This is a genomic window from Streptomyces noursei, assembly GCF_016917755.1.
In the GTDB taxonomy this organism is placed as follows: Bacteria; Actinomycetota; Actinomycetes; order Streptomycetales; family Streptomycetaceae; genus Streptomyces; species Streptomyces yunnanensis.
In genome coordinates, this window is record NZ_CP070326.1 from 9,372,663 (window position 1) to 9,396,214 (window position 23,552).

Here is a 23,552-nt window from a genome sequence, read left to right on the forward strand (position 1 = left end):
CCGTGGCAGCTTCTAGCCGCTCACGCCCAGGAAGCGCAGCACCGCCAGGACGCGGCGGTGGTCGCCCTCCGCCCTGGGAAGGTCCAGCTTCGCCAGGATGTTGTTGATGTGTTTGGCCACCGCGCTTTCGCTGACCACCAGTTGGGCGGCGATGCCCGCGTTGGAGCGGCCCTCGGCCATCAGCGCCAGCACCTCGCGCTCGCGCTCGGTCAGGCGCCCCACCGGGTCGCTGGGGCGCCGCACCAGCAGCTGTGCCACCACCTGCGGGTCCAGGGCCGTGCCGCCGGCCGCGACCCGGCGCAGCGCCTCGATGAACTCCTCGACGTCGGCGACCCGTTGCTTGAGGAGGTAGCCGACGCCGCTGGTGTTCGTCGCGAGCAGTTCGGCGGCGTAGCGCTCCTCGACGTACTGGGACAGCATCAGGACGGCGGTGTCCGGCCACTGCTGCCGGATGACCAGCGCGGCCCGCACTCCTTCGTCGGTGAAGCCGGGCGGCATCCGGACGTCGACGACGGCGATGTCCGGGCGGTGCTCCTCGACGGCCCGCAACAGCCCTTCCGCGTCACCGGCCTCGGCCACCACCTCGAACCCGGCGGTCTCCAGGACTTTGACCACGCCGATCCTGAGCAGGACGGAGTCCTCGGCGATCACAGCGCGCTTGGCAGCGTGCACGGCAGCTCCACGGTGATGGTGGTCGGGCCCCCGCGGGGGCTGTCGATGGCGAGGGTGCCGTCCACCGAGGCCACGCGGTGCGTGAGCCCGGTCAGGCCGGTTCCCCCGGAGGGGTCCGCCCCTCCCCTGCCATCATCGACGACCCGGACCCGCAGCGTGTCACCGGCCCGTGCGACCGTCACCTCGGCCCGACTCGCCCGTGCGTGCTTGGTGACGTTCGCCAGCGCCTCGGAGACGACGAAGTAGGCCACCGCCTCCACGGCGGGCGCGGCCCGCTCGGGCACGTCGACGGCGAGTTGGACGGGCAGCGGCGCCCGGGCGGCGATGCCGGAGAGCGCCGCGTCCAGTCCGCGGTCGTCCAGGACGTGCGGGTGCAGGCCGCGTACCAGATGGTTGAGTTCCTCCAGGGCCTCCTTCGCCTCGCGGTGCGCCTCGTCGATGACCGCTCGGGCCTCGGGTGGCAGATCGGTGAGGGTGGCCCGGGCCAGGCCCAGGTTGACCGCAAGGGACACCAGGCGCTGCTGCGCGCCGTCGTGCAGATCGCGTTCGATGCGGCGGCGCTCGGCGTCCGCGGCGGCCAGCGTCTCGGCCCGGCGTTCGGCCAGGTCCTCGACGCGTCGCGCCAACTCCTCGGCCCGGCTGGGCCCGAGCAGCCGCCGGGCGATCACCGACTCCAGGCGTAGCAGGGCACCGGTCAGCCGCGGCAGGAACGGCAGGACGACCAGCCCGGCCACGGCCATCTTCCAGCCGTCGACGTCGGACCACTGGACGAAGGCCCAGTGCCGCGGCAGCAGCCAGTACCAGGCGTAGTAGGTGATGCCGCCGATGCTGCCCACCCACAGGGCGAGTGCCACGGCCTCCACGACGCCCAGCACCGGACCGGCCAGCTGGTGGTAGCCGAGGTGGCGCCAGTACGCGGCGGTGCGCAGCCGGCCCACGGCACGCCGGAAGGCGTCGGGGGCCTTCACGGGTGGGGTGTGGGGGATGGCGGTGTCCGCGTACGCGGCGAAGCGGCGGCGCTGGAGCCAGGTCACCGATGTCGCGCCGGCGGTGGCGAACAGCAACGGGGCCACCGCCACACCGGGTGCGTAGACGACGGTGAGGCTGAACCACACCCACAGCAGGAAGGCGGCACCGTGCAGCAGGACGCCGGTGTACAGAAAGGCGGCCTGCGCGGTGAGACGGGCCCGGCGGCCTGGCCGCCCCTCGGATCGGGTCATGGGTACGACGGTAAACGCCCAGGTCAGCGGGGGCTATCCCGCCTGTATCCGGAACCGGGGTGAAGCTGGTGCCACCCCAAGTCGGACAGCGGTGCTACTGACTGCGGGCGGCGGGGAGCGGAGTGTTGATCACGAGCCCGACGGACGGGTTCGCGACACCGGAAGGATCCTCCGCCGCCATGGCCCCGACCACCCTCACCCCCCTTGCGTACACGGGCCGTTGCTGCACGGGGACCCGCGTCGGCCGTGGTGGGCCCGCGCGCCCCGGCCGGGCGCGCCGCTGGCAGGGCCGCATACTCGTGGGCTCCGGGCTCGCCCTCCTGCCCTGGCTCGGCTACCTCGCGGGCACCCTGCCGCCGGTCGAGGCGATCGCCTGGGTCACTCTCGATGTGTTGGAGGCCGTCGCCCTGCTCGCGGCCGGTACCCGCCTGTGGCGCGCCGGCCTCCGGCACCGCGCCCCCGCGGCCGCCGCGGCCGTCCTCCTCCTCGCCGACGTCTGTGTCGACGTCGCCACCGCCGCCCCCGGCCCGGAGCTGGCCGTCGCGGCCGTGATGGCCGTCGCGGCCGAACTGCCGTTGGCCGCCCTGTGCGGGTGGCTGGCGCGGCGTCGGTCCGCCTGACCCGGTGGCTGGTGGGAGCGTGGCACGTCGCGCGAGGGCGTGGGGTTCGGGACGACGAGGTCGAGGCGCGGGGGGATGGGACACGCAGCTCGGCCGCGTCCGCCGGCGGTCACGTCACTGGCGTTCGGCCAGGCTGGGGAGGGAAGCGTCGGGGTCCGTCCGGGGGGCGGGGGCCGGAGGGTCGGTGGGAAAGCCCTCGTCGCGCAGAGCGCGGCAGACGTCCGCCAGGAGGGCGAGGTGCGGGGCGTCGCGATCGGCCTCGGGCCAGGCGATCGCGAACGTACACGGCGGCAGGTCCGTCACGGGGAGGTAGCGGACGTCGGGCCGCGGATAGAGTTCGGCCGCGACGGCCGGCAGGAAGGCCCGGGCGCCGTCGAACGACACCGCGGACAGCAGGGATTCGACGCGGGAGACCTCGTGTGCGGTGTAGCGCACCGGGACGCCGTCCGGTCGCGGGTCGACGGACCAGAAGTCGCGTACGGCCCGGGGCACCTGCGGCGTCAGGCTCACCATGGGGCGGTCGGCGAGGTCCGCCAGGCAGACCGAGGAGCGCTGGGACAGCGGGTCGGTGCTCGATAAGCACGCCACGCGCGCCTCCGTCGTGAGCGGCTGGATGTGGAAGTCCTCGGCCACCGGCAGATAGACGAAGGCCGCGTCGATCCGGCCGGTCGCCAGGCCCGTCACCTGCTCGACCAGGTCCACCACGCGGAAGTCGATCTCCAGGGCGGGGTGTCGGGTGGTGAGGCCGGCGATGACGCGGCGGGTGGCACCGAGCGCGGTCGCGCAGTCGGTGAGTCCCACCCGGAGCCGGAGGCCGCCGCCCTCGGCCAGTGAGGACAGGGCCGCGTCGCGCAGTTCGTCCGTCGCGCCGACGATGTTCCGCACCAGCGGCAGCAGCGCGCGACCCACCGGGGTCACCTCCACCCGCCGGCTGGTGCGGGTGAACAGCCGGACTCCCAGCCGGCGTTCCAGGGTGCGGATCTGGAGGCTGAGGGCGGGCTGGGTGAGGTAGAGCCGCGCCGCGGCCCGGCCGAAGTGCAGCTCCTCGGCCAGCGTCAGCAGCGACCGCAGTTGCTGAACCGACGGATCGTAGACACCGGCCATGGACGCCTTCCTCCCATTTGATCAATGGATGGCACCCCGTCATCCATCAGGCATGTTAATCGATGGATCCTTGCGTAGGGCCTTGATCCGGGGGGAAGCTGGCGTTACTTCAGCGTGCTGCGGGGGGAAATGACGCCGCTGGGGAAAAGGTGCCGAAAAGTGACCACGGCTTCCTTACTCCTGCCCAAATCCACCCGCAGGCATGCGGAAGTGCTCTCGGTCGTTTTCATCCGGGAGCGACCGTCGATCTGGATGCGGGAGATTCCGTTGCGGGAGAACGCACTTGCCGGTATGGCGGAATCGCCGCGTCCAGCGCGCCGGCCGCGGTGGCGGATCACGCATCGCGGGGGAAGCGGGGGCAGTTTCCGACCCAATTCCTTCTTGTGGGGCGTACCGTTCCGCGCCGGTCGCCGGTGACGGTTACGGGGGATGCTGGCATACAGCCCTCCAGAGAGTGTCGGACGAATTGATTGAGCCCGGAACCCGGCCTGCGGTCGGGCCCGGAACGAGCAATTCATTCATCTCGGAGGAACGTTGAACGGAAAAATGATGGAGGCGTCGACCGCGACGCAGGTGTCCCAGCGTGTCCTGGAACTCCTGTATCGATATCGGCGCGTCGACGAATCACTGGTCGAGCAGGACGGCGACACCGCGGGTGACGATCCGTGTCCGGCGTGTTTCGAGGCACACCGGGAGCGGATGGAGCACTTCATCGAGCGCGATGAGCCCATCCACTTCGTCGTGCCGGCCTTTCCGGCGAAATCGCCGAACCAGAGCAAGGTGCTCGGCGTACTGCCGGACCTCGGCGAGCGTCTGGCGCTGGGATTCCTGCAGTCGCTGTGCGACTACGTGGGCCACTTCTACCGTCCGGGCGCCCGGGTCACGATCTGCTCGGACGGCCATGTCTTCGGCGATGTGGTCGGGGTCGCCGACACCACGGTGACCGAATACCGGGATTCGCTCACGGAAATGATCAGCACCGCGCGGTGGTCCGCCATCGACCTGTTCGGCCTCAATGACGCGTTCGGCGGCATGCACTATCCGGTGATGCGGAAGGTGCTGGAGGAGAACTACTCCGCCACCCTCGCGGAGCTGAAGGAGAAGGTCCGCAGCGACCGCAGCACGCGGTCGCTGTTCAACGGGATACACCGCTTCATGTTCGAGGACGCGGTGGCCCGCCGGGGCGCCGACGCGTCCCGGACGAAACTGCGCAACGACTCGAAGGACACGGCGTACCAGACCATCCTGCGCAGCAACGCGTGGAGCCGGCTGGTCGCCGCGACATTCCCCCGGGCGATACGGCTGTCCATACACCCGCAGCCCCCGCACTCGGAGAAGTTCGGTCTGCAGCTCATGCCGACCAGGGACGGCTGGCTGACGCCGTGGCACGGCGTGGTGCTGGACGACGGGGTGAGCTGTTCCCTCGTCAAGCGCTGGGACGCCGAGCGGCTGCACGCCACGGTCGTGTGGCGGGACGGCCGCCCGAGCCACTTCATAGCGCCCCATCTCTCCACGGCCGCACTGGAAAGGGTTTCCTGACATGGCGACTTCGACGACACCGCACGGCGCGTTCACGCACACGCCGCTGCGGCCCTTCGGCCGCATTGTGGAGGCCGCTGGCGGGGCGCGGATCACGGATGTCCCGGCCGAGGTGCTCGCCAGGTGGACCGAGGAATCGCGGGTGCTGGTGCTGCGCGGGTTCGATCTCATGGCGAAGGAGGAATTCGCCACGTACTGTCGCCGCTGGGGCGAGGTGCTGAAGTGGGAGCCCGGCGAGGTCATCGACCTGGTGGTCGAGGACAACCCGAGGAACTACCTTTTCGCCAGCGGCGATGTGCCTTTCCATTGGGACGGCGCGTTCGTGGAGGCAAATCCGCGGTACTTCTTCTTCCAGTGCCTGAACGCCACTCCGGGCGCCGGCGGGGAGACCGTCTTCTCCGACACCACCGCGGTCTATCGGGATGCGGACGCCGCGCTCCGCGAGCAGTGGGCGGGCATCAGCCTGACCTATTCCACCGAGAAGCTGGCGCATTACGGCGGACTGATCACCGAGCGGCTCGTCTCCCAGCATCCCGCGACCGGTGTACCGGTGCTGCGCTTCGCCGAGCCCCTGGACCCCGCGGTCTACAAGAACCCGGTGCATGTCCAGGTCGACGGATTCGGTGCGGCGGCGGCCGAGGAGTTCCTCGCCGGCATGGCGGAACGGCTGCACCGGCCCGAGTACTGCTACGCCCACGACTGGCGGACGGGAGACATCGTGATCGCGGACAACTACGCGCTCGTGCACGGCCGCAACGCGTTCTCCGGCCCGACGAACCGGCATCTCCAGAGGGTCGAGGTCATCTGAAGCCCTCCGCAGGACCTTTTCCCGTCCCCGCACAGGTGGAGCGAAAGCATGAGCATTGGCATTGTGGGTGCCGGAATCTCCGGACTGCACCTGGCACTTCGGCTGCAGCAGCTCGGTCTCGACACCACGCTGTACACGGCCAAGGAGCCGGACGGCCTGCGCAGCGGGCCACCGCTGAACTTCGTCACCCGTTTCGATTCCACCAGGAGGCAGGAAGAGGCCCTCGGTATCACCCGATGGTCGTCCAGCGCCTACGACAACGCGTGGATGCACATGAGCGTCGAAGGCCCCGGCGGATTCGGATTCCGGGGCCGGCTTCCGCAGCCGGCGAGTTCCGTCGATTTCCGGATGTATCTCGCCGCGCTGTTGGAGGCATATGCCGATCGGGGCGGTGACGTGACGGTCCGCTCCGTCGCGGACGGGCCGGAGCTGGCCGGGCTGGCCGGGCGGCACGACCTCCTGGTCGTCGCCGCCGGCCGGGGGGCGCTCACCGACACCTTCGGGCGCGACCCGGCCCGCTCGCCGTACCGCACCGCACCGCGTCACCTGGCGGGCGGGCTCTTCCACGGAGTCCTGCCCGCCGACCCGCCGGGGATGACCATGCACATGGTCCCGGGTGCCGGCGAGATCCACGCCCCGGCCTACCACTCGTTCGCGGGGCAGGTGACCGTCGTCCTGGTCGAGGCGGTGCCGGGCGGCCCGCTCGGCCCGGTCACCGAGACCGACTACCGAGAAGATCCCGCACGGTTCGGCCGGGACGTACTGGACCTGATCACCCGTCATGCGCCGCTGCTCCGGGAGCGGATCGACGCACGGGAGTTCGCCCTCACCCGCCCCGTCGACATGCTGCACGGCGCCGTCGTGCCGGTCGTCCGGCACGGCTGGTCCGACGTGGGCGGGGGCACCTTCGCGTTGGCGGTCGGCGACGCCTGGATCGCCAACGACCCGTTGACGGCGCAGGGCGCCAACCTCGGCTCCGCGCTGGCCTTCCAGCTCGCGGAAGAGCTCGCGACCCACCGGGGCCCGTACGACGAGGAGTTCTGCCGCACGGTCTCGGGACGGATGTGGACCACCGCCCGGCCCGTCGTGGAGTGGACGAACCTCTTCATCGGCGAGCCGCCGCCACAGGTGGCGAGGCTGCTGGCCGCGGCGGCGGGAGATCAGCGGGTGGCGGACGCCTTCGTGGCCAATCTCGACCGGCCGGAAGAGATGTGGCGGACCGTCAACTCCGCTGGCCAGACTGAGGAGTTCATTGCGCAGGCCCAGGCAGTGAGGAGCGGGGTATGAGCGTCGACGTCGGCCTGGTCTGGGACGCCGTGGGGGACATCGCCGGCGGTCGCGGCCTTCTGGAGACCGCGCGCACCGCCGGGCTGGACACCTTCCTGGTGTTCGACCACCTGATCAACGTCTTTCCCCGGCAGGCGTGGGACACCGATTTCAGCTACCTGGCGGCGGCGATGCCGACCCCCGACCGGTGTCTGGACTTCGCCACGGTGCTGGGCAACTTCGCGCCGCAGGCGGGGCCCGTCCGGCTCGCGATCGGGGTCACCGACCCCAACCGCCGGCACCCCGCCGTGCTGGCCCAGACCGCCCTCACCCTCGCCCACCTCACCGAGCGGGCACCGGTCCTCGGCATCGGCGCGGGCGCCGAGGAGAACCTCCGGCCCTACGGCGTACCGCACGACCGCAAGGTGAGCCGGGTCGAGGAGGCGCTGCAGATCCTCCGGATGTTCTTCGACGGCGAGGGGCCGCACGACTTCCGGGGCGAGTTCTTCACCCTGGACCAGGCGCTCATGGGCCTGCCCGCGCCCGAGGGCCGCACCCCGCGCATCTGGCTGGGCGGCAACCGCGACCGGATGCTGCGCCTGGCCGGCCGCTACGCCGACGGGTGGCTCCCGTCGGAGCTGATGACGCCCGACGAGTACGCCCGGCGGCTGGGCGTGGTGCGCGCGGCGGCCGTGGCGGCCGGCCGCGACCCCGACGGCGTCGTAGCCGCCGGCGGGGTGCCCATCGTGGTGGCCGAGACCGATGCGGCGGCCCACGCCCTGTTGCGCGCCAAGCCGCTCCGCTTCCTCGCCCTGCACGCGGGCGCGGAGTCCTGGCGGGCGCACGGGTTCGCACACCCCTTCGGGGAGGACTACCGGGGGCTGGTGGAGCTCCTGCCGCATCGGCTGACCCGTGCCGAGGTGGACCGCGCGATGGCGGCGGTCCCCGACGAGCTGGTGGCCGAACAGGTCGTCGTGGGGAGCCGGGAGACCGTGCTGAAGCGGATCGGGGAACTGCTCGACGCCGGCATGCGGCACCCCATGCTCATTCCGGCCTCGGCGATGGCCTCCCCCGAGGCCGCCGGGTTCACCATCGAGTCCATCGGTTGGCTCGCCGAGCGGCTGCGGTCGGCGTCCACCTCCGAGGGAGGGGTCGCATGACGAGCGTCGGCATCATCGGATCCGGCATATCCGGCGTACAACTCGCTTTACGGCTACAGCAGTTGGACATTGCGGCGACGGTCTACTCGACGCAGGACATCGACCAGCTCAAGTCCGGTCGACCGCGCAACTTCCCGGCGCGGTTCGCCCCCACCCAGGAGCGCGAGCGCCAGCTGGGGGTGTCCGCCTGGGACTTCCCGGACGCGCAGGTGCATCAATGGTCGCTCACCGTGCACACCGACGGGCCCACGCTCGCGTTCCCGGCCCGGCTCGCTCCGCCGTCCAGCGTGGTGGACTTCCGGCTGTACCTGCCGCATCTGCTGGGCGAGTTCGTCGCGCGCGGCGGCACGCTCGACGTGGGCGAGCCCGCGGTCGAGGACATCGCGCGGCGGCACGATCTGACGGTGGTGGCGAACGGCAGCCGCTCGTTGCGCGAGCTGTTCCCGCCGGTGCCGGAGCGCTCACCGCACACCACCCCGCAGCGCATCCTGTGCAGCGGGCTGTACTTCGGCATCGACGAGGCGGTGCCGCACTCGCTCGACATCCACTTCCTGCCGGGGATCGGGGAGATCCTGCGGCTGCCCTTCTTCTCCCCGGCCGGGCGGGCGGACGTGCTCGCCTTCGAAGCGGTGCCCGGCGGTCCACTGGAGTCGGTCAGCCATCTGGACGCCGACGCCGACCCGGGGGCCTTCCACCGCGCCGTGCTGGACCTCGTCGCGACGTACGCCCCGTCGCTCCGCGAGCGCATCGACACCGGGGACTTCGCGCTCATCTCGCCGGGGGAGGTCGCCCAGGGCGGGATCACGCCGGTGGTCCGCCGCGGCTGGGCGCGACTGGCCGACGGGCGCTGCGCGCTGGCGATCGGCGACGCCTGGATCACCAACGATCCGCTCACCGCGCAGGGCGCCAACCTCGGATCGCACTCCGCCTTCGCGCTGGCGGAGCTCATCTCGACGGCTCGGGGGCCCTACGACGAGGAGTTCTGCCGGTCCGCCTCCGCCGCGCTCTGGGAGCACGCGCGGCACGTCGTCGAGTGGAGCAACGCCTTCCTCGACGCGCCCGCGCCGCACGTGGCGGCGCTGTTCGCGCAGGCCGCGGCGGACCGGCGGGTGGCCGACGCGTTCGTCAGCGGGTTCCACGACCCGGTCGCCATGTGGCGCACGCTCTCCAGCGAGGAGGGCGTGGCGTCCTTCGTGGCCGCCTGCCGGAGCGGGACGCCGGCGGAGCCGAGCCCCGTCGGACCGCACCCCACCGGTCCACGGCAGGGCTGACCCCGCCCCGGCCTCGGTCCCGGTACCGATCCCGATCCCGATCCCGATCCCGAATCGCGACAAGGAGAGCGATGTCACTCCCGGACATGACGTACGACGAGAAGGGGCGGCTCATCCCGGAGTCCGAGCAGACCGCGGTCTGGCTGCTCGGCGGGCTGGCGCAGATCCGGGTTCCCGGCGCGGCGACCCGGAACTCCTTCACCGTCGTCCAGCACACGGGCAACCGCGGCTACACCACGCCGGTGCACGTCCACGACTTCGAGGACGAGATCTTCGTCGTCCTGGACGGCACCCTGCGCATGGTCTGCGACGGCGAGGAGCAGATCGCCGAGGCGGGCTCGACGATGATCGTCCCGCGGACGATTCCGCACGGCTTCGTGACGACGTCGCCCAACGCCCGCTTCCTGACCATCCACTCGACGCCGCAGCCCGACCGCAGACCGCAGTTCGACCTGTTCCTGGACGCCGAGATACCGCACGCGAAGGCGCTCACGCTGCCCACCAAGGACGTGGGCGGCCCCGACCTCGACCACATCATCGCCCTCGGCTCCCAGTACGGGTACGGCTACGCGGGCCCGCCGCTGACCCCCTAGGGCGGCACCGCCCCCCGACAGACCTGACAGACCCGACAGAAGAGACGCCATGTCGTTGAAGCTCATGACCCTGATGCTGTGCGTGTTCGGCATCACGACCGGTGAGTTCGTCATCGCCGGCATCCTGCCGGACATCGCGCACGACCTCGTAGTGTCCATCCCCGCCGCCGGCCTGCTGGTCACGGCGTATGCCATCGGAATGATCGTCGGCGGCCCGGTGATGACCGCGCTGACCGCACGGTTCGCCCGCAAGCCGCTGATCGTGGCCCTGCTCGTGATCGTGGTCGTCGGGAACCTCGCATCGGGCCTGGCCCCGGTCTACCCCGTGCTGTTCGTGGCACGGATCGTGACCGCGCTGGTGACCGCCACGTTCTTCGCCAACGCGATCGTCATCGCGGCCTCGACGGCGCCCGAGGGCAAGCAGGCGTCCACCGTCTCCAAGCTCGTCTTCGGGATGAACCTGTCGATGATGCTGGGGGCGCCGCTCGGCACCTTCATCGGCAACAACTTCGGCTGGCGGGCCACCTTCTACGCGATCTCGGCGGTCTGCCTGCTGGGCCTGCTGCTCGTGCTGCGGTTCGTACCGGACGTCGGCAGCTCCACGCCCGGCACGTCCGCCGTCGCCGAGCTGCGGGTGTTCGGCAACCCCAGTCTGCAACTCGCCATCGTCATCACGGCGGTCGCCAACATGGGGCTGCTGATCGTGTTCACCTACTTCGCACCGCTGCTCACCGACCTCACCGGCTTCGCGGCGGGCACCGTCCCCGTCCTGCTGCTCCTCTACGGCGTGGGCGCAGCGGTCGGCAACTTCGTCGGCGGCTGGCTGTCCGACCGGGCGTTGATGCCCTCGCAGGTCGGCCTGTTGGGGCTGCTCGCGCTCGGTCTGGTGGCCATGTGGGCGGTCAGCGGCAACATCGTGCTGACGGCGGTCATGGTGTTCCTGATCGGCGCGATGGGGTTCTCGGTCATCCCGGGGATGCAGACGCGGGTCCTGAACACCGCCAGCGCCGCCCCGACCCTGGCCATCGCGGTGAACGCCTCCGCGTACCAGCTCGCCGCCGCGCTCGCCGGCTGGCTCGGCGGCCGGGTCATCGACAGCGGACTGGGGCTGAAGTCCGTCTACCTGACCAGCGCCGCCGTCACCGTCCTGGGCATCCTCCTCAGCTGCTACGCGTGGTTGAGGGACCGTACGGCCGCCCGGCCCGGCGCGCAGGAGGAGGCGGCCGGGGCCGGAGCGTCGTCGGCCTGAGCCCCGCCGGCGGGGCCCGGGCGCGCTCCCACCGGTCCGACCGGGCCCTGCCGGATCCACCGCACACCGTCACAACGGGAGGAAGCAATGGCTCGTGAGGCCGCCCTGGCCACGGGGGAATGGGCCGAAGCGCACCTCGGCTCCGACGAGGTGGTCTTCGTCGAGACCGGCAACGAGGACACCGAGTACCGCAAGGGACACCCGCCGGGGACCGTCTGGATCAACTGGAGCGAGTTCCAGGACGAGGTGCGGCTGGGCGTCGTGGACCGGGCGGCGTTCGAGCGGCTGATGCGCCGGAAGGGCATCCGCGACGAGGACACCGTCGTCGTCCTCTCCTCGAACTCCAATCTGCTCGCCACGCTCGCCTACTGGTACTTCACCCTCTACGGGCACCGGTCCGTGAAGCTGCTGGACGGCGGACGGCGCAAGTGGGAGTCGGACGGCCGCCCCCTGACGACGCGGGTACCGGACCGCCCGGGCTCGGAGTACCGGGCCCGGGAGCAGGACGCGTCGGTCCGTGCGCTGCGCGACGACGTGCTCGCCGGCATCGGGGCCAGGAACATCATCGACGTCCGGGCACCGGAGGAGTACTCCGGTCGCACGTTCGCCCCGGGATTCGCCGGTGCGGCGTTCGCCCCCGGTCACGATCCCCACGAGGTGGCACAGCGGTCCGGGCACGTGCCCGGCGCGGTCAACCTCCCGTGGGAGGCGGTCGTCGCGGACGACGACACCTTCCGTTCCCAGGAGGAGCTCGCGCAGCTCTACTCCGGTCTGGACCCGGCCCTCGGCAGCATCACCTACTGCTGGGTCGGGGCCCGCTCGGCGCACTCGTGGTTCGTGCTGCGGGAGTTGCTGGGCTGGCCGGACGTCAGGAACTACGACGGCTCCTGGGCCGAGTACGGCTCGCTGATCGGGGTGCCGGTCGCGCGCGGTCCCGAAGGCTGACCCCGCTCCCGCCCCACATCCACATCCACATCCACATCCACATCCGCCAACAGGCATTGCACACCTAGCGGGAAGGAGAAGGGCCGGCCCGTGCGCACGGCCCACCACGTCGATGAACGGAAACAACAGGACGCCGTCCACCGGGACGACGGAGGCCGACGGCCGGCTGCGGGGCAAGGTCGCCCTGGTGACCGGGGCCAGCTCCGGGATCGGCGAGGCCGCGGCCAAGACGCTCGCCGCCCAGGGCGCGAGCGTGGTACTGGCGGCCCGGCGACAGAAGGAACTCGACCGGGTCGCCGGGGAGATATCCGACGCCGGCGGCACCGCGACGGTCGTACGGACCGACGTGTCCGTCGACGAGGAGGTGGCCGCCGCGGTGCGGGCCGCGGAGGACCACTACGGCGGGCTGGACATCGCCTTCAATAACGCCGGGGCGATGGGCACCATGGGCCGGGTCGCCGAGCAGCGGCCGGAGGTCTGGGCCGCCGACGTCGGTACGGTGCTGACCAGCGTCTTCCTGTGCATGCGGCACGAGATCCGGGCCATGGAGCGGCGCGGCGGCGGGACGATCGTCAACAACGCCTCCCAGCTGGGCATGGTGGGCTTCGGTCTCGGCATCAGTTCCTACGTCGCCGGCAAGCACGGGGTGGTCGGCCTCACCAAGGCCGCCGCGCTGGAGTACGCCGCGCAGAACATCCGCGTCAACGCCCTCGCGCTGGCCACCGTGGACACCCCCATGTACCGGGAGGGCGTGGGCGGGAACGCGGAGATGGAGCAGATGTTCGTCGGGCTGCACCCGCTCGGCCGGATCGCCAGCCCGCAGGAGGCGGCCTCCGCCGTGGCCTATCTGGCCGGCGACGAGGCGGGCTTCTTCACCGGCTCCGTACTGGTCATGGACGGCGGATGGACCGCCCAGTGACCCGGGCGCCCGGCCACTGACGGAGGAGAGGGCGGGACATGCTGACCGAACACCCCGCGTCCATCGGGCTCCACCACCGCCCCGGCCGCGTTCCGCGGATCGTCGGCTCCGGTCTGACGGTGCCGCTGGTGACCGGCCGACGGGTGCCGTACGTCAATCTCGACCACGCGGCGAGCACCCCCTGCATGGTCGAGGTGCGCCAGGGGGTGGAACGACTGCTTCCGTGGTACTCCAGCGTGCACCGCGGTGCCGGGTTCGCGTCCCAGGTGAGCACCCGGACCTACGAGCGGGCCAGGGACGCGGTGCGACGCTTCGTGGGCGCCGCGCCGGACGCCACGGTGGTGTTCACCCGCAACACCACCGACGCGCTGAACCTCCTGGGGCGGGCGGTGCCGCCGCACACCACGGTGTTCCGGTTCGCCGCCGATCACCATGCGGCGCTGCTGGCCTGGCGCGGTTCCCGGGTGTGCCGACTGGGGGTGCCCGCCGGTCCCGGGCAGGCGGTCGAGCTGCTGGCCGGGGCGCTGGCGGACGCGCCGCCGGGACCGAGGCTGGTGGTGCTCACCGGGGCGTCCAACGTCACCGGGGAGCTGTGGCCGGTGGCCGCGCTGGCCGAGGTGGCGGCGGCGCACGGCGCCCGTACGGTGCTGGACGCCGCCCAGTTGGCCGCGCACGGGCCGGTGGACCTCGCCGGGTGGGGAGTCGACTGGGTGGCGCTGTCCGGGCACAAGATGTACGCGCCGTTCGGTGCGGGCGCGTTGGTGGGCGCGGCCGACTGGCTGGCCGAGGCGGATCCCTACCTGGCCGGTGGCGGGGCGAGCGCGCGGGTCACCGCGGACGGCGGGCACGAGACGGTGGTCTGGTCGGGGCTGCCCCACCGGCACGAGGCCGGCTCCCCGAACGTGGTCGGCGCCCATGCGATGGCCGTCGCCTGCGAGGCGCTGTCGGCGGCCGGCTGGGACGCGATCACCGCGCACGAGCGGGCCCTGGCGGCCAGGTTGCGGGACGGGCTGGCGCGGATTCCGGGCGTGTGCCGGCTCGGGATGTGGGACGCGGGGTCGCCGGCGGTCGGCGTCGTGTCGTTCGGCGTCGCGCGCTGCGGCGGTGAGCCGGTCGACCAGCGCCTGGTCGCGACGGCGCTCTCCGCGGAGCACGGCATCGGTGTGCGGGACGGGGCCTTCTGCGCCCACCAGGCCGTCCGCGCGCTGCTGTGCCGCGCCCACCCGCACGAGCCGGGTCGGGCGCTGCGGGCCAGCATCGGCCTGGGGACCACCGCGGATCACGTCGACCGCCTGCTGTCGGCCCTGGCCGAGCTGGTGGCAGACGGCCCGCGCTGGACCTACCGGAACACGCCGGACGGGTGGTGTCCGGTGCCCGACCCCCGACCGCTGCCGGATTTCCTGGCGCACCGGGATATCCCGGAGGGCGTCCGACGGGAACAGGAAGGCGTCACACCATGAACTCCACCAGGGAACCGCGCAGGAAATTCGGCGTCATGCTCTATCCCGACCAGCCCTTCCCGGTGCTGGCCGAACGCCTGGGATGGCTGGAGGAGCTGGGGTTCGACCAGGTCTTCCTGCCGGATCACAGCGCCGACCTCCGGGACCCGCGCCATACCTGGTTCGACAGCTGGACCGTCCTCGCCATGGCCGCGCTGAGCACCCGGCGGATCAGGATCGGCACGCTCGTCGCGAACCAGATCCTGCGCCCGCCGGCGCAGCTGGCCAAGCAGGCGATCGCGCTGGACCACATGTCGGGCGGTCGGTTCGAACTGGGCGTCGGCGCCGGCCTCTTCGCCTGGGACCACCACAGCGTCGGTGGGGTTCCGTGGCCGCCCGGCGAGCGGGTGCGGCGGTTCGCCGACTATCTGGCCATCGTGGACGGCGTGCTGCGCGGCGGGGTGTTCAGCCACCCCGGTACCCACCTGTGGGCCCGGGACGTGGTGACGGTGCCGGGGTCGTTGCAGTCCCCGCGCCTGCCGCTCATCGTCGGCGGCCAGTCGCCGACCCTGGTGCGGGTCGCCGCCGAACTCGCGGACGCCTGGAACACCCACGGCCCGCCCGGCGCGACGGCCGAGGAGGTGCTCCGCATCACGACGGAGCAGAACGCGCGGATCGACCGGCTGGCGTCGGCGGCCGGACGGGACCCGTCGGAGATCCGGCGGGCGTACACGATCTTCGGCCCGTGGGACCCGAGAGCCGGGCGCCACGGCTACGAGGAGATCTTCGAGCGCTTCGGCACGGCCGGTGTGACGGAATTCGTCCTCGACTGGCCCGGCGAGCGGCACGCCGAGGAATTCGCGCGCGTCGCCCGCGAGGTGATTCCGCCGCTGCGCGGCGACTGAAGTGAACGTAACGGGGGCGGACGCCCAGCAACTCGCGTCTACGAAGGTGACAGCAATGACAGCAGAAGTGACCGGAACACCCGGCGGGCAGGCGCCCGGCACCCAGCCCGAGGGCCGGCACCGGCCCGCGGCGGCGATCGCGGTGACGGGGGCGGACCGGCAGTACGCGGATCTCGTGAGCGGGCTCAACCAGCGGTACACCGCCGCTCCGGAGGCGATCCGGTTGGCCACCTCCACCGAGCAGGTGGTCGGCGTCGTGCAGGAGGCCGTGCGCCGGGGCAAGCGGCTGAGCGTGCGGTCCAGCGGGCACTGCTACGAGGCTTTCGTCTACCACCCGGACGTGCAGATCATCCTCGACATGTCCGGTATGCGGAACATCTCCTACGACCCGCGTCTGAACGCCATCGCGATCGAGTCGGGAGCCACCAACCTCCAGGCGTACCAGACCACTTACCCGCGCTGGGGCGTCGTCGCGCCCACCGGCTTCTGCTATTCGGTCGCCATGGGCGGCCATGTCAGCGGGGGTGCCTGGGGGCCGCTGTGCCGGACCCACGGGCTGGTCGTCGATCACCTCTACGCGGTGGAGGTCGTGGTGGTGGACGCCGCGGGGCGCGCCCGCGCGGTCGTGGCCACCCGGGAGGAGGACGATCCGCACCGGGATCTGTGGTGGGCCCACACCGGCGGCGGAGGCGGCAACTTCGGCGTCGTCACCCGCTACTGGTTCCGCTCCCCGGGGGCGAGCGGCCGGGACCCGCGCGGGCTGCTCCCGAGGCCGCCCGCCGAACTGCTGGTGAACGCGGTGAGTTGGCCGTGGTCGGAGCTCGGCCGGGCGGACTTCCACCGGCTGACGCAGAACTACGCGGAGTGGCACGTGGCGAACTCCTCGCCCGACAGCCCGCAGCGCGCCCTGATCAGCCAGCTGGTGCTCAACCACCGCTCAGCCGGGCAGATCGGCATGGTGGCCCTCGTCGACGCCTCGGTCCCGGACGCCGAGCAGATCCTGTCCGACTACCTCAAGCAGTTGGGCGACGGCGTCGGCGTCGCGCCGGGCGCGATGACCGCGGCGATGGGCGAACTCCCCGCCCTCCCGCGGTTCGCGCAGGCCCGCCGGCTGCCGTGGCTGCACGCCGTCCGGATGCTCGGCACCACCAACAGCGTGCTCAACGACCCCACCCTGCGGGCCGAGTACAAGTCGTCCTACATGCGGGCGGCCTTCCCCGACAGTCACCTGGAGGCGCTCTACCGGCACCTCACCCGCGACGACCTGAGCAACCCGAACCTCAATGTGCTGCTGACCTCGTACGGCGGTCGGATCAACGCCGTCGACCCGGCCGCCACGGCGGCCCCGCACCGGGGCGCCGCCTTCAAGATGCTCTGGCAGGCGTTCTGGAACGACCCCGCCGACGACGACCGGTACATCGGCTGGGCCCGGGACTGCTACCGCGAGGTGTACGCGGACACCGGCGGCGTCCCGGTCCCGGGCGACGTGACCGACGGGTGCTACGTCAACTATCCCGACATCGACCTCGGCGATCCGCGTTTCAACACGTCCTCGGTGCCCTGGCACGACCTGTACTACAAGGAGAACTACCCCCGCCTGCAGCAGGTCAAGAAGCGGTGGGACCCGCGGAACGTCTTCCGGCACGCCCAGTCCGTCACCCTGCCCGACGCCTGACCGCGTCGGCCGGACACCGAGCCGTTCCGCAAGCCCAACTCCCGCCAAGGAGCCTTCAGATGACGTCCCTGCTCGCCGTGTCCGGGAGCCCGTCCGCGGATTCGCGCACGGCGCTGCTGGCCGGCCACCTCGTGCGGCGCCTGTCGCTGGTCGGCCTGCCGACGACCCACCTCAGGGTCCGGGACCTGCCGGCGGCGGAGCTGCTGGCCGGCCGGACCGAGCACCCGGCGCTGCGGCGGTCCCTGGACGCGGTCGAGGCCGCGTCCGGGATCGTCGTGGCCACCCCCGTGTACAACGCCGCCTACAGCGGCCTGCTCAAGGCGTTCCTCGACCTGCTGCCCCGCACCGGCCTGGCCGGGAAGGCGGTGCTGCCGCTCATGACCGGCGGCAGCTCCGCACACGCCCTGGCGATCGACTACGCGCTGCGCCCGGTGCTGTGCGCGCTGGGCGCCCGGCAGGTCGTCCGCGGCGCCTTCGTCCTGGACCGGACGATCGAGCCGGGCCCCGACGGTGCCCTGCGGATCCACCCGGACACCGCGCCCCGCCTGGACCGGGCCCTCGACGAGTTCCTCGTGGCCCTCACCGACGGCGTCACGGTCTCCGCCTTGACCGGGAGTTGAGGCGGCTCGCCCCCGCGTCGCCGTCGCGGGGCGAGCCGGCCGGGTCAGGCCGAGGCGGCGGGTGCCGCCCCGGCGATGAGCAGGTCCAGCAGCGACAGCAGGGCGCCGCGGACGTCCTCGCGGGAGCGGGCGTCGAGCATCAGGACGGGGGTGTCCGGGTCGCCCAGGTGCAGGGCCGTCCTGATCTGCTCGGCGGTGTACGGCTGTTCGCCGTCGAAGCAGTTGGCGCCGATGACGAACGGAAGCCCACGGCTCTCGAAGAAGTCGATGGCCGGGAAGCTGCGGTCCAGCCGTCGGGTGTCCACCAGGACGATCGCGCCGAGCGCCCCCGCCAACAGGTCGTCCCACATGAACCAGAAGCGCTCCTGGCCCGGGGTGCCGAACAGATAGAGGACCACGCCGGCATCGGACAGGGTGATCCGGCCGAAGTCCATGGCGACGGTGGTGGCGGTCTTGAACTCGATGCCGTCGAGGTCGTCGACGCCGATCCCCGCGGCGGTCAGCCGCTCCTCGGTGCGGAGCGGCTCGATCTCGGAGACCGCCTCAACCAAGGTCGTCTTCCCGACCCCGAACCCACCCGCGATCAGGATCTTGACGGGGGACTCTTCCTGGGCGCTGGTGTCATATCCGGGCAAGGTTGTCCCTGATTTTCATGAGCAGGTGGACGTTGGAGGTTTCGTTCGCTTGCAGGGGCGGCCGGTGCTGGATCAGGCCGCGCTCCACCAACTCGCTGAGCAGGAGCACCATCGGGGTCAGCCGCATGTGCATCCGCGCAGCGATCTCGGCGACGGCGCGCCCGTTCGGTGGTTGGCACATGCCGAGGATGGCCTGCCACTCGGTGGGCAGGCTGCCGTCGGCATCGGGCGCGACCCTGGCGGTGATCAGGGTGTCCATGGTCAGGGCGGCGCCGGGTGCGGTCGTCCGCCCGTCGGTGAGGGCGTACAGCCGCGCCCGCCGCCCCCTGCCGGGCTGTTGTCCGGCGGTCATGACGGCTTGGGTGCCGGAACCCGCTCGGGGGTGCCGAGCCACTCGCCGAGCGCCTGCGAGGCCCGGACCACTTCGCCGCCGAGCTCCCCGAGGCGGGCCTTGCGCGAGGTCACGACGATGAGCGTGCTGCCCTCGCCGCACCCGACGATGCACAGGTAGCGCTCGTTCATCTCCACCAGTTGGCGGATGACCCGGCCGCCGTCGACCTCCCGGGAGATCGCCTTCATGGTGGCCGCGATGCCGGAGGACGCCGCGGCTATCCGTTCCGCCTGGTCCCGTTCCAGTTGGTACGCGCTGAGCATGATGCCGTCGTTGGAGAGCAGCACGGCGCCCTCGATGCCGGCGATCCGGCTCAGATTGTTGTCGAGGATGCTGTAGATCACGTCGTTCGTCGTCATGACTTGTCCCGTCGGAGCTCGATTTCCACTGTCTCGGTGCCCTGCTCGTAGTCCGCCCAGGCGTCGGCGACCTCTTCGGGTGTCGCGGTGTCCTGGCTGACCGGTTCCGAGGTGCGGCGTTCGCGGAGCTGCTGGGCGATGTGCGTCTGCGGTCTGCGCTCCGGCAGGGGCGGCGGGGCGGCGCCGTCGGCGGGCGGGGTGCGTACCGCCGCCGGCGCCTGGCTCGGCTGCCGGCGTGGCAGCCCGGCCACGGTGGCGGCGAGGGCGGGGGCGGAGGGGCGCGGGTGCAGGGTGAGTTCGGGCTTGCGCGCGTCCCGGCGCTCCGGCGCGGGGGTGCGGGGCGCCGCCGCACCCGGCGTGCTCGCCGGCTCGCTGCGGACCAGGTGCTCGGCGGGAATGATCACGATGGCGGAGGTCCCTCCGAACGTCGAGCGGCGCAGGGTGACCCGGGCCTGGAGCTGGTCGGCGAGGTGCCCGACCACGAAGAGGCCGAGCCGGTGGGCGTTCTCGGCCAGGACGGAGTAGGGCGGCGCGGCGTGCAGCCGGCCGTTCATCTCCTCGTAGCGCTCGGCGGCCACCCGCGGACCGCGGTCCTCGATCTCCACCGACAGCCCGTCCGTGACGAGTTCGGCCCGGATGGCGACCTTCGATGCGGGCGGGGAGAACCGGGTCGCGTTGTCCAGCAGCTCGGCGAGGAGGTGGCTGATCGCGCTGATCACCCGCGGCTCGACGCTGACCTCGTCGAGGGCGATCCGCTCGATCCGCCGGAACTCCTCGACCTCCGCGGCGGCCTCGCGCAGCAGGTCCGCGACGCGCATGGGCTCGACGTGCGGGTCGGGGATCTCGCCGTCCGCCAGGATGAGCAGGTTCTCGATCTGCCGGCGCATGCCCACGGTCAGCTGGTCGGACTTCATCAGCTCGGCGAGCAGCGCCTCGTCGTGGCCGAAGGTGTCCTGGAGCTCCTCGGTCAGGCCCAGTTGGCGGCTGACCAGGTTTCCGGTGCGGGAGGCGATACCGGCTGCGAACATGCCGAAGCCGCGGCGTTCGTCGGCGAGCTGCCGGTGCCCGTCGACGGACACCGCGACGGAGCGGGCGAACGCGTCACTGATCCGGCCGACCTCGTCCTGCTCGTTGCTCTCCGTCGGCAGCGCGTCGGGGTCGATGCCCTGACCGCGCTGCAACCGGTCCACGATCTCCGGCAGGGTCTCCTCGGCGACGGTGACGGTGCGTTCGTGCAGCAAGGCCAGGCGGCGCAGCACGGTGCGCGTGGCGAACACCGCGACGGCCACCACGAGCAGCAGGGCGGCGGCGCTGCCGCCGACCATCCACCACAGGTCCATCTCCAGGTCGTCGGCGGTGGCTTCGGCGCTCGCGAGCACCGCGCGCAGCTGGCCGGCGCTGACCGCGGTCAGCTGCGGGACGAGCTGTTCGTACATGGCCGGCCAGCCGTGCACCACCTGGGGCAGCACGACGCCGCCCGAAACGATCTGGTGGTCGGAGAGGGCCGCGTCCTCGATGCGGACCTTGGTCTTCCAGACGTCCGAGGACTCGATCCGCGCGAGGGACCGCTGTCCGTTTTCGGGCAGATTCGGAACGATCGACGCGTCGTAGAGGTACCGGTGGGCGCCCACGGCGTTGGTGAGCTCGCCGAACTTCGCCCCGCTCAGCTTCCCGGACGGGCCGGCGGACGCCAGGACGGCGTCCTCGCGCGCGAGGAGATCCTTCGCCTCGATCAGGGCGAGCACCGGCCGGCTCTGCTGGCTGAGCGCCGCGTCGTCCAGGTCGCTGAACTGGCCGAAGATGCTGATCAGCCGCTCGATCACCCCGCTGTAGTAGGCGGTGGTCCGGTCCGCGCCGCCGCTGCGGACGTCCGTGCGCTCGCGGTAGGCGCCGAGCTGTTCCAACTGCTTCTGCGCATCGCGGACATGCCGGTCGATCCGGTCGCCCTCCTCCGGGTCCGCGGAGTCGGCCGCCCGCCGGAACGCGGCCACCGCCTGGTCCGTGGCCGCGCGCCGAGCGCTCAGGTCGGCGTGCGAGACCGGCGCCCCGGCCCAGCGCGCGGCCGTCGTGCTGCGCTCGGCCTGCAACGCGGACATGAGCCCGTACAGGGGGGCACCGATCCGCTCGCCGTCCGCCACGTCCTCGCGCAGGTTCGCCGACTGCTCAAGCAACCGGTCCGCGGTGAGGGAGACTTGGGCGCCCATGGCCACGGTGGGCACCACGGCCAGCCAGATCAGCAGGGTGCGCAGCCGCAGCACACCCCGTCGCCGATTTCTCGCGGTCTTTCTCTGGCCGTCGGGCCGTGGGCCGTCGGGATCTATCGCAGTCATCAGTCCTCGTGGGCGGAGATGAGATGGGTACAGAAGACCAATACGGTTCGGCGATTCCGCCCGGGTAGGGGGAAGGCGCCGGTCCGGCATCGGCAGGCCGTGGGGGTGCCGATCATAACCAGCCATCAGGCGAAGGGGAGAAGTTGCCTCGGCGGGCGACGGGCACTATGGACCGGCGCGTGTGCCAGGCTCCGAGCGTCCCTTCACCGCCGCGCCGCCTCCGCCACCATCTCGGCCCGGGCCAGCCGCACCTCCTCGATGGCCTGGAGGTGCCCGCCGTCCGCCGCACAGCGTCCGGCCCGCTCCAGCAGCCGCCGGGCATCCTGCGGCGCCGCGCCGCCCCGGACGCGGGCCAGCGCCGTCAGGGCGAACGCCAGCGCCGTGCCGCCGAACGGCTCCGCCAGTTCGACCGAGGCCAGCGCCAGGCGCTGGGCGTCCGCCCGTTCACCGCGCAGCAGATGCAGTTCCGCCAGGTTGGCCCGTTCGAAGGCGGTCGCCGTGGGGCGGCCGGCCTGTTCGGCCAGGGCCAGCGCGCGGCGCCCGTACACCAACGCCGCACCGTGCCGTCCCGCACGGCGCTCGGTCTCCCGCAGCACGGACAGCACGGTGGCCAGCAGCGCCCGGTCACCGGACGCCTCGGCCGGCGCCAGCGCCGCCGTTGCCGGGCCGGCCGCCTCGCCGGCGAGGCCGGACAGGCCCAGGCAGACGGTCTGCTGGGCCAGCGCACGGGCCAACAGCACCGGATGGTCGGCCCCCCGCGCGGCCCCGGCGCAGCGCTCCGCCGCTCGCGCGGCCGCCAGGCCCTCCCCGTACCGTCCGCAGTAGGAGAGCACCGCCGAACGCGCCATGTGGTGCGCGGCCCGGATGTCGTCGGGGGTGTCGGGGCCGGGCGGATGGGCGTCCAGCACCGCCAGCGCCGCGTCGCTGCGACCGCGGCCGAGCACCTCCGCCAGCCGGGCGGCGGCCAGGGCGCAGGCGTCGCGCAACCCCTGGCGTTCGTACCCGTGCAGGGCCTCGCGCGCCACGGTGAGGGCCTCCGCGTACCGCCCCGAACGGTCCAGGTGCAGCGCCCAGTCCAGCCGTACCCGTGCCGCGTCCGCCTCCGGCCGCGCCGCGCCGCCGTGCGGTCCGCGGTGGTCGGCCAGGGCGCGCCGCAGATCGGCGCGGCGGCGCGCCAGGCGCTCCCGGGCCGGTTCGGCCCAGGGGGCGTGACGGTCCTCGGGCAGCAGCTCCCCGCACAACTCCTCCAGTGCGCGGGCGAGTTCGGGACGTCCACCCCCGTCGAGGGCCCGTCGGGCGAGGGTCTCGGCCTCGTCGACGTCCACGCGTACCGTGTCGGGTACCAGTCGCAGCAGATCGCCGTCGGCGGCCAGATACGCCGAGGTGCCGCGCGGCGGCAGTTCGGGTTCCAGCGCGTGCCGGGCGGTGTGCAGCGCCACCCGCAGACTGCCCAGTGCGGCGCGGAGTTCGGCGTGCGGCCAGCACACCGCCATGATCTGCTCGCGGTGCAGCGCGTGATCCGGGGCGAGGGCGAGCAGCTTGACCAGGGTCCGGGCGCCGGGCCGGGACCAGCGCGCCACCAGCGGCGCGCCGCCCTCGCGCGCCAGCCGGAACCCGCCGAGCAGGCCAATGCGCAGCAGTGGGGGATTCATGAGCCGGACACTCTAACCCGCAGTGAACTCCTGGGGCAGATACGAGAGTTACACCCGCGTTACTGGCCGGATCTGGTCCCTGGTCGGGGCACGTCGCCCGGGGTGCACCCGTGGGAACGCGTCAATGTCGCCGGGTCCGCCCGGTGGCCGGGTGACGTGCGTTGACGATGCGACGGGGGG

General features: G+C 72.2%; 22 protein-coding genes. 14 read left to right on the top strand and 8 right to left on the bottom strand.

Annotation, left to right across the window (positions count from 1 at the left end):
- Positions 1–12 precede the first annotated feature (12 nt).
- The gene (locus tag JNO44_RS40830) at positions 13–651 is read right to left on the bottom strand and encodes a response regulator (protein ID WP_039640358.1); all 639 of its coding nucleotides are present in this window, start codon (positions 649–651) and stop codon (positions 13–15) included.
- Positions 648–1,892 carry a sensor histidine kinase gene (locus JNO44_RS40835; protein ID WP_205368989.1) on the bottom strand — a complete coding sequence of 415 codons (1,245 nt, stop codon included), beginning with the start codon at positions 1,890–1,892 and terminating at the stop codon, positions 648–650. The genes JNO44_RS40830 and JNO44_RS40835 overlap by 4 nt, the downstream gene beginning before the upstream one ends.
- 179 nt (positions 1,893–2,071) lie before the next feature.
- On the opposite strand from JNO44_RS40835, the gene JNO44_RS40840 reads away from it, so the two are divergent.
- Positions 2,072–2,512 carry a hypothetical protein gene (locus JNO44_RS40840; protein WP_205368990.1) on the top strand — a complete coding sequence of 147 codons (441 nt, stop codon included), beginning with the start codon at positions 2,072–2,074 and terminating at the stop codon, positions 2,510–2,512.
- A gap of 114 nt (positions 2,513–2,626) precedes the next feature.
- On the opposite strand, the gene JNO44_RS40845 is transcribed toward JNO44_RS40840, so the two are convergent.
- The gene (locus tag JNO44_RS40845) at positions 2,627–3,616 is read right to left on the bottom strand and encodes a LysR family transcriptional regulator (RefSeq protein WP_205368991.1); all 990 of its coding nucleotides are present in this window, start codon (positions 3,614–3,616) and stop codon (positions 2,627–2,629) included.
- A 573-nt stretch (positions 3,617–4,189) separates the two neighbouring features.
- On the opposite strand from JNO44_RS40845, the gene JNO44_RS40850 reads away from it, so the two are divergent.
- The 13 genes from JNO44_RS40850 to ssuE all read left to right on the top strand — a co-directional run bounded on the left by JNO44_RS40850 (position 4,190) and on the right by ssuE (position 18,005).
- On the top strand, positions 4,190–5,155 hold the full coding sequence (locus JNO44_RS40850) for an isocyanide synthase family protein (protein ID WP_205368992.1): 966 nt from the start codon (positions 4,190–4,192) through the stop codon (positions 5,153–5,155).
- A 1-nt stretch (position 5,156) separates the two neighbouring features.
- Positions 5,157–5,963: a TauD/TfdA dioxygenase family protein gene (locus JNO44_RS40855; protein ID WP_205368993.1), complete on the top strand. Its 807-nt coding sequence runs from the start codon at positions 5,157–5,159 to the stop codon at positions 5,961–5,963.
- Between the two features lie 48 nt (positions 5,964–6,011).
- Positions 6,012–7,250, top strand: coding sequence for a styrene monooxygenase/indole monooxygenase family protein (locus tag JNO44_RS40860; RefSeq protein WP_205368994.1), 1,239 nt, complete (start codon positions 6,012–6,014; stop codon positions 7,248–7,250).
- Complete coding sequence (locus JNO44_RS40865) at positions 7,247–8,389, top strand: LLM class flavin-dependent oxidoreductase (protein WP_205368995.1); 1,143 nt, start codon at positions 7,247–7,249, stop codon at positions 8,387–8,389. The genes JNO44_RS40860 and JNO44_RS40865 overlap by 4 nt, the downstream gene beginning before the upstream one ends.
- Entirely contained in the window at positions 8,386–9,660 is a 1,275-nt protein-coding gene (locus tag JNO44_RS40870; RefSeq protein WP_205368996.1) for a styrene monooxygenase/indole monooxygenase family protein, read from the top strand. The genes JNO44_RS40865 and JNO44_RS40870 overlap by 4 nt, the downstream gene beginning before the upstream one ends.
- 71 nt (positions 9,661–9,731) lie before the next feature.
- Positions 9,732–10,253 (top strand): cupin domain-containing protein, encoded by a 522-nt coding sequence (locus JNO44_RS40875; protein ID WP_205368997.1) that lies wholly within the window; start codon positions 9,732–9,734, stop codon positions 10,251–10,253.
- Positions 10,254–10,302: 49 nt separating this feature from the next.
- Positions 10,303–11,502, top strand: a complete 1,200-nt coding sequence (locus JNO44_RS40880) for an MFS transporter (protein ID WP_205368998.1) — start codon at positions 10,303–10,305, stop codon at positions 11,500–11,502.
- A gap of 87 nt (positions 11,503–11,589) precedes the next feature.
- The gene (locus JNO44_RS40885) at positions 11,590–12,447 is read left to right on the top strand and encodes a sulfurtransferase (protein WP_205368999.1); all 858 of its coding nucleotides are present in this window, start codon (positions 11,590–11,592) and stop codon (positions 12,445–12,447) included.
- A 112-nt stretch (positions 12,448–12,559) separates the two neighbouring features.
- Positions 12,560–13,366 carry an SDR family NAD(P)-dependent oxidoreductase gene (locus JNO44_RS40890; RefSeq protein ID WP_205369000.1) on the top strand — a complete coding sequence of 269 codons (807 nt, stop codon included), beginning with the start codon at positions 12,560–12,562 and terminating at the stop codon, positions 13,364–13,366.
- 38 nt (positions 13,367–13,404) lie between these two features.
- Complete coding sequence (locus tag JNO44_RS40895) at positions 13,405–14,826, top strand: aminotransferase class V-fold PLP-dependent enzyme (protein ID WP_205369001.1); 1,422 nt, start codon at positions 13,405–13,407, stop codon at positions 14,824–14,826.
- Positions 14,823–15,710: an LLM class flavin-dependent oxidoreductase gene (locus tag JNO44_RS40900; protein WP_205369002.1), complete on the top strand. Its 888-nt coding sequence runs from the start codon at positions 14,823–14,825 to the stop codon at positions 15,708–15,710. The genes JNO44_RS40895 and JNO44_RS40900 overlap by 4 nt, the downstream gene beginning before the upstream one ends.
- A gap of 55 nt (positions 15,711–15,765) precedes the next feature.
- The gene (locus JNO44_RS40905; RefSeq protein WP_205369003.1) at positions 15,766–17,385 is read left to right on the top strand and encodes an FAD-binding oxidoreductase; all 1,620 of its coding nucleotides are present in this window, start codon (positions 15,766–15,768) and stop codon (positions 17,383–17,385) included.
- Between the two features lie 59 nt (positions 17,386–17,444).
- Positions 17,445–18,005, top strand: coding sequence for an NADPH-dependent FMN reductase (gene ssuE / locus JNO44_RS40910; protein ID WP_205369004.1), 561 nt, complete (start codon positions 17,445–17,447; stop codon positions 18,003–18,005).
- Positions 18,006–18,049: 44 nt separating this feature from the next.
- On the opposite strand, the gene JNO44_RS40915 is transcribed toward ssuE, so the two are convergent.
- The 5 genes from JNO44_RS40915 to JNO44_RS40935 all read right to left on the bottom strand — a co-directional run bounded on the left by JNO44_RS40915 (position 18,050) and on the right by JNO44_RS40935 (position 23,372).
- A complete protein-coding gene (locus tag JNO44_RS40915) occupies positions 18,050–18,640 on the bottom strand; it encodes a GTP-binding protein (protein WP_205369005.1) in 591 nt (196 codons plus the stop codon).
- Positions 18,627–18,992, bottom strand: a complete 366-nt coding sequence (locus JNO44_RS40920; protein ID WP_205369006.1) for a DUF742 domain-containing protein — start codon at positions 18,990–18,992, stop codon at positions 18,627–18,629. Before JNO44_RS40920 ends, JNO44_RS40915 begins: the two co-directional genes overlap by 14 nt.
- A complete protein-coding gene (locus tag JNO44_RS40925; protein WP_205369007.1) occupies positions 18,989–19,390 on the bottom strand; it encodes a roadblock/LC7 domain-containing protein in 402 nt (133 codons plus the stop codon). Before JNO44_RS40925 ends, JNO44_RS40920 begins: the two co-directional genes overlap by 4 nt.
- Complete coding sequence (locus JNO44_RS40930) at positions 19,387–21,720, bottom strand: sensor histidine kinase (protein WP_205369008.1); 2,334 nt, start codon at positions 21,718–21,720, stop codon at positions 19,387–19,389. The genes JNO44_RS40925 and JNO44_RS40930 overlap by 4 nt, the downstream gene beginning before the upstream one ends.
- Before the next feature lie 203 nt (positions 21,721–21,923).
- Positions 21,924–23,372, bottom strand: a complete 1,449-nt coding sequence (locus JNO44_RS40935; protein ID WP_205369009.1) for an AfsR/SARP family transcriptional regulator — start codon at positions 23,370–23,372, stop codon at positions 21,924–21,926.
- Positions 23,373–23,552 lie beyond the last annotated feature (180 nt).

Coding starts and splice junctions, on each gene's coding strand:
- JNO44_RS40880 (WP_205368998.1), top strand. CDS start 10,303: ATGTCGTTGAAGCTCATGACCCTGATGCTGTGCGTGTTCGGCATCACG.
- JNO44_RS40925 (WP_205369007.1), bottom strand. CDS start 19,390: ATGACGACGAACGACGTGATCTACAGCATCCTCGACAACAATCTGAGC.
- JNO44_RS40930 (WP_205369008.1), bottom strand. CDS start 21,720: ATGACTGCGATAGATCCCGACGGCCCACGGCCCGACGGCCAGAGAAAG.
- JNO44_RS40895 (WP_205369001.1), top strand. CDS start 13,405: ATGCTGACCGAACACCCCGCGTCCATCGGGCTCCACCACCGCCCCGGC.
- JNO44_RS40900 (WP_205369002.1), top strand. CDS start 14,823: ATGAACTCCACCAGGGAACCGCGCAGGAAATTCGGCGTCATGCTCTAT.
- JNO44_RS40840 (WP_205368990.1), top strand. CDS start 2,072: ATGGCCCCGACCACCCTCACCCCCCTTGCGTACACGGGCCGTTGCTGC.
- JNO44_RS40920 (WP_205369006.1), bottom strand. CDS start 18,992: ATGACCGCCGGACAACAGCCCGGCAGGGGGCGGCGGGCGCGGCTGTAC.
- JNO44_RS40870 (WP_205368996.1), top strand. CDS start 8,386: ATGACGAGCGTCGGCATCATCGGATCCGGCATATCCGGCGTACAACTC.
- JNO44_RS40835 (WP_205368989.1), bottom strand. CDS start 1,892: ATGACCCGATCCGAGGGGCGGCCAGGCCGCCGGGCCCGTCTCACCGCG.
- JNO44_RS40885 (WP_205368999.1), top strand. CDS start 11,590: ATGGCTCGTGAGGCCGCCCTGGCCACGGGGGAATGGGCCGAAGCGCAC.
- JNO44_RS40860 (WP_205368994.1), top strand. CDS start 6,012: ATGAGCATTGGCATTGTGGGTGCCGGAATCTCCGGACTGCACCTGGCA.
- JNO44_RS40855 (WP_205368993.1), top strand. CDS start 5,157: ATGGCGACTTCGACGACACCGCACGGCGCGTTCACGCACACGCCGCTG.
- JNO44_RS40935 (WP_205369009.1), bottom strand. CDS start 23,372: ATGAATCCCCCACTGCTGCGCATTGGCCTGCTCGGCGGGTTCCGGCTG.
- JNO44_RS40845 (WP_205368991.1), bottom strand. CDS start 3,616: ATGGCCGGTGTCTACGATCCGTCGGTTCAGCAACTGCGGTCGCTGCTG.
- JNO44_RS40890 (WP_205369000.1), top strand. CDS start 12,560: ATGAACGGAAACAACAGGACGCCGTCCACCGGGACGACGGAGGCCGAC.
- JNO44_RS40865 (WP_205368995.1), top strand. CDS start 7,247: ATGAGCGTCGACGTCGGCCTGGTCTGGGACGCCGTGGGGGACATCGCC.
- ssuE (WP_205369004.1), top strand. CDS start 17,445: ATGACGTCCCTGCTCGCCGTGTCCGGGAGCCCGTCCGCGGATTCGCGC.
- JNO44_RS40875 (WP_205368997.1), top strand. CDS start 9,732: ATGTCACTCCCGGACATGACGTACGACGAGAAGGGGCGGCTCATCCCG.
- JNO44_RS40905 (WP_205369003.1), top strand. CDS start 15,766: ATGACAGCAGAAGTGACCGGAACACCCGGCGGGCAGGCGCCCGGCACC.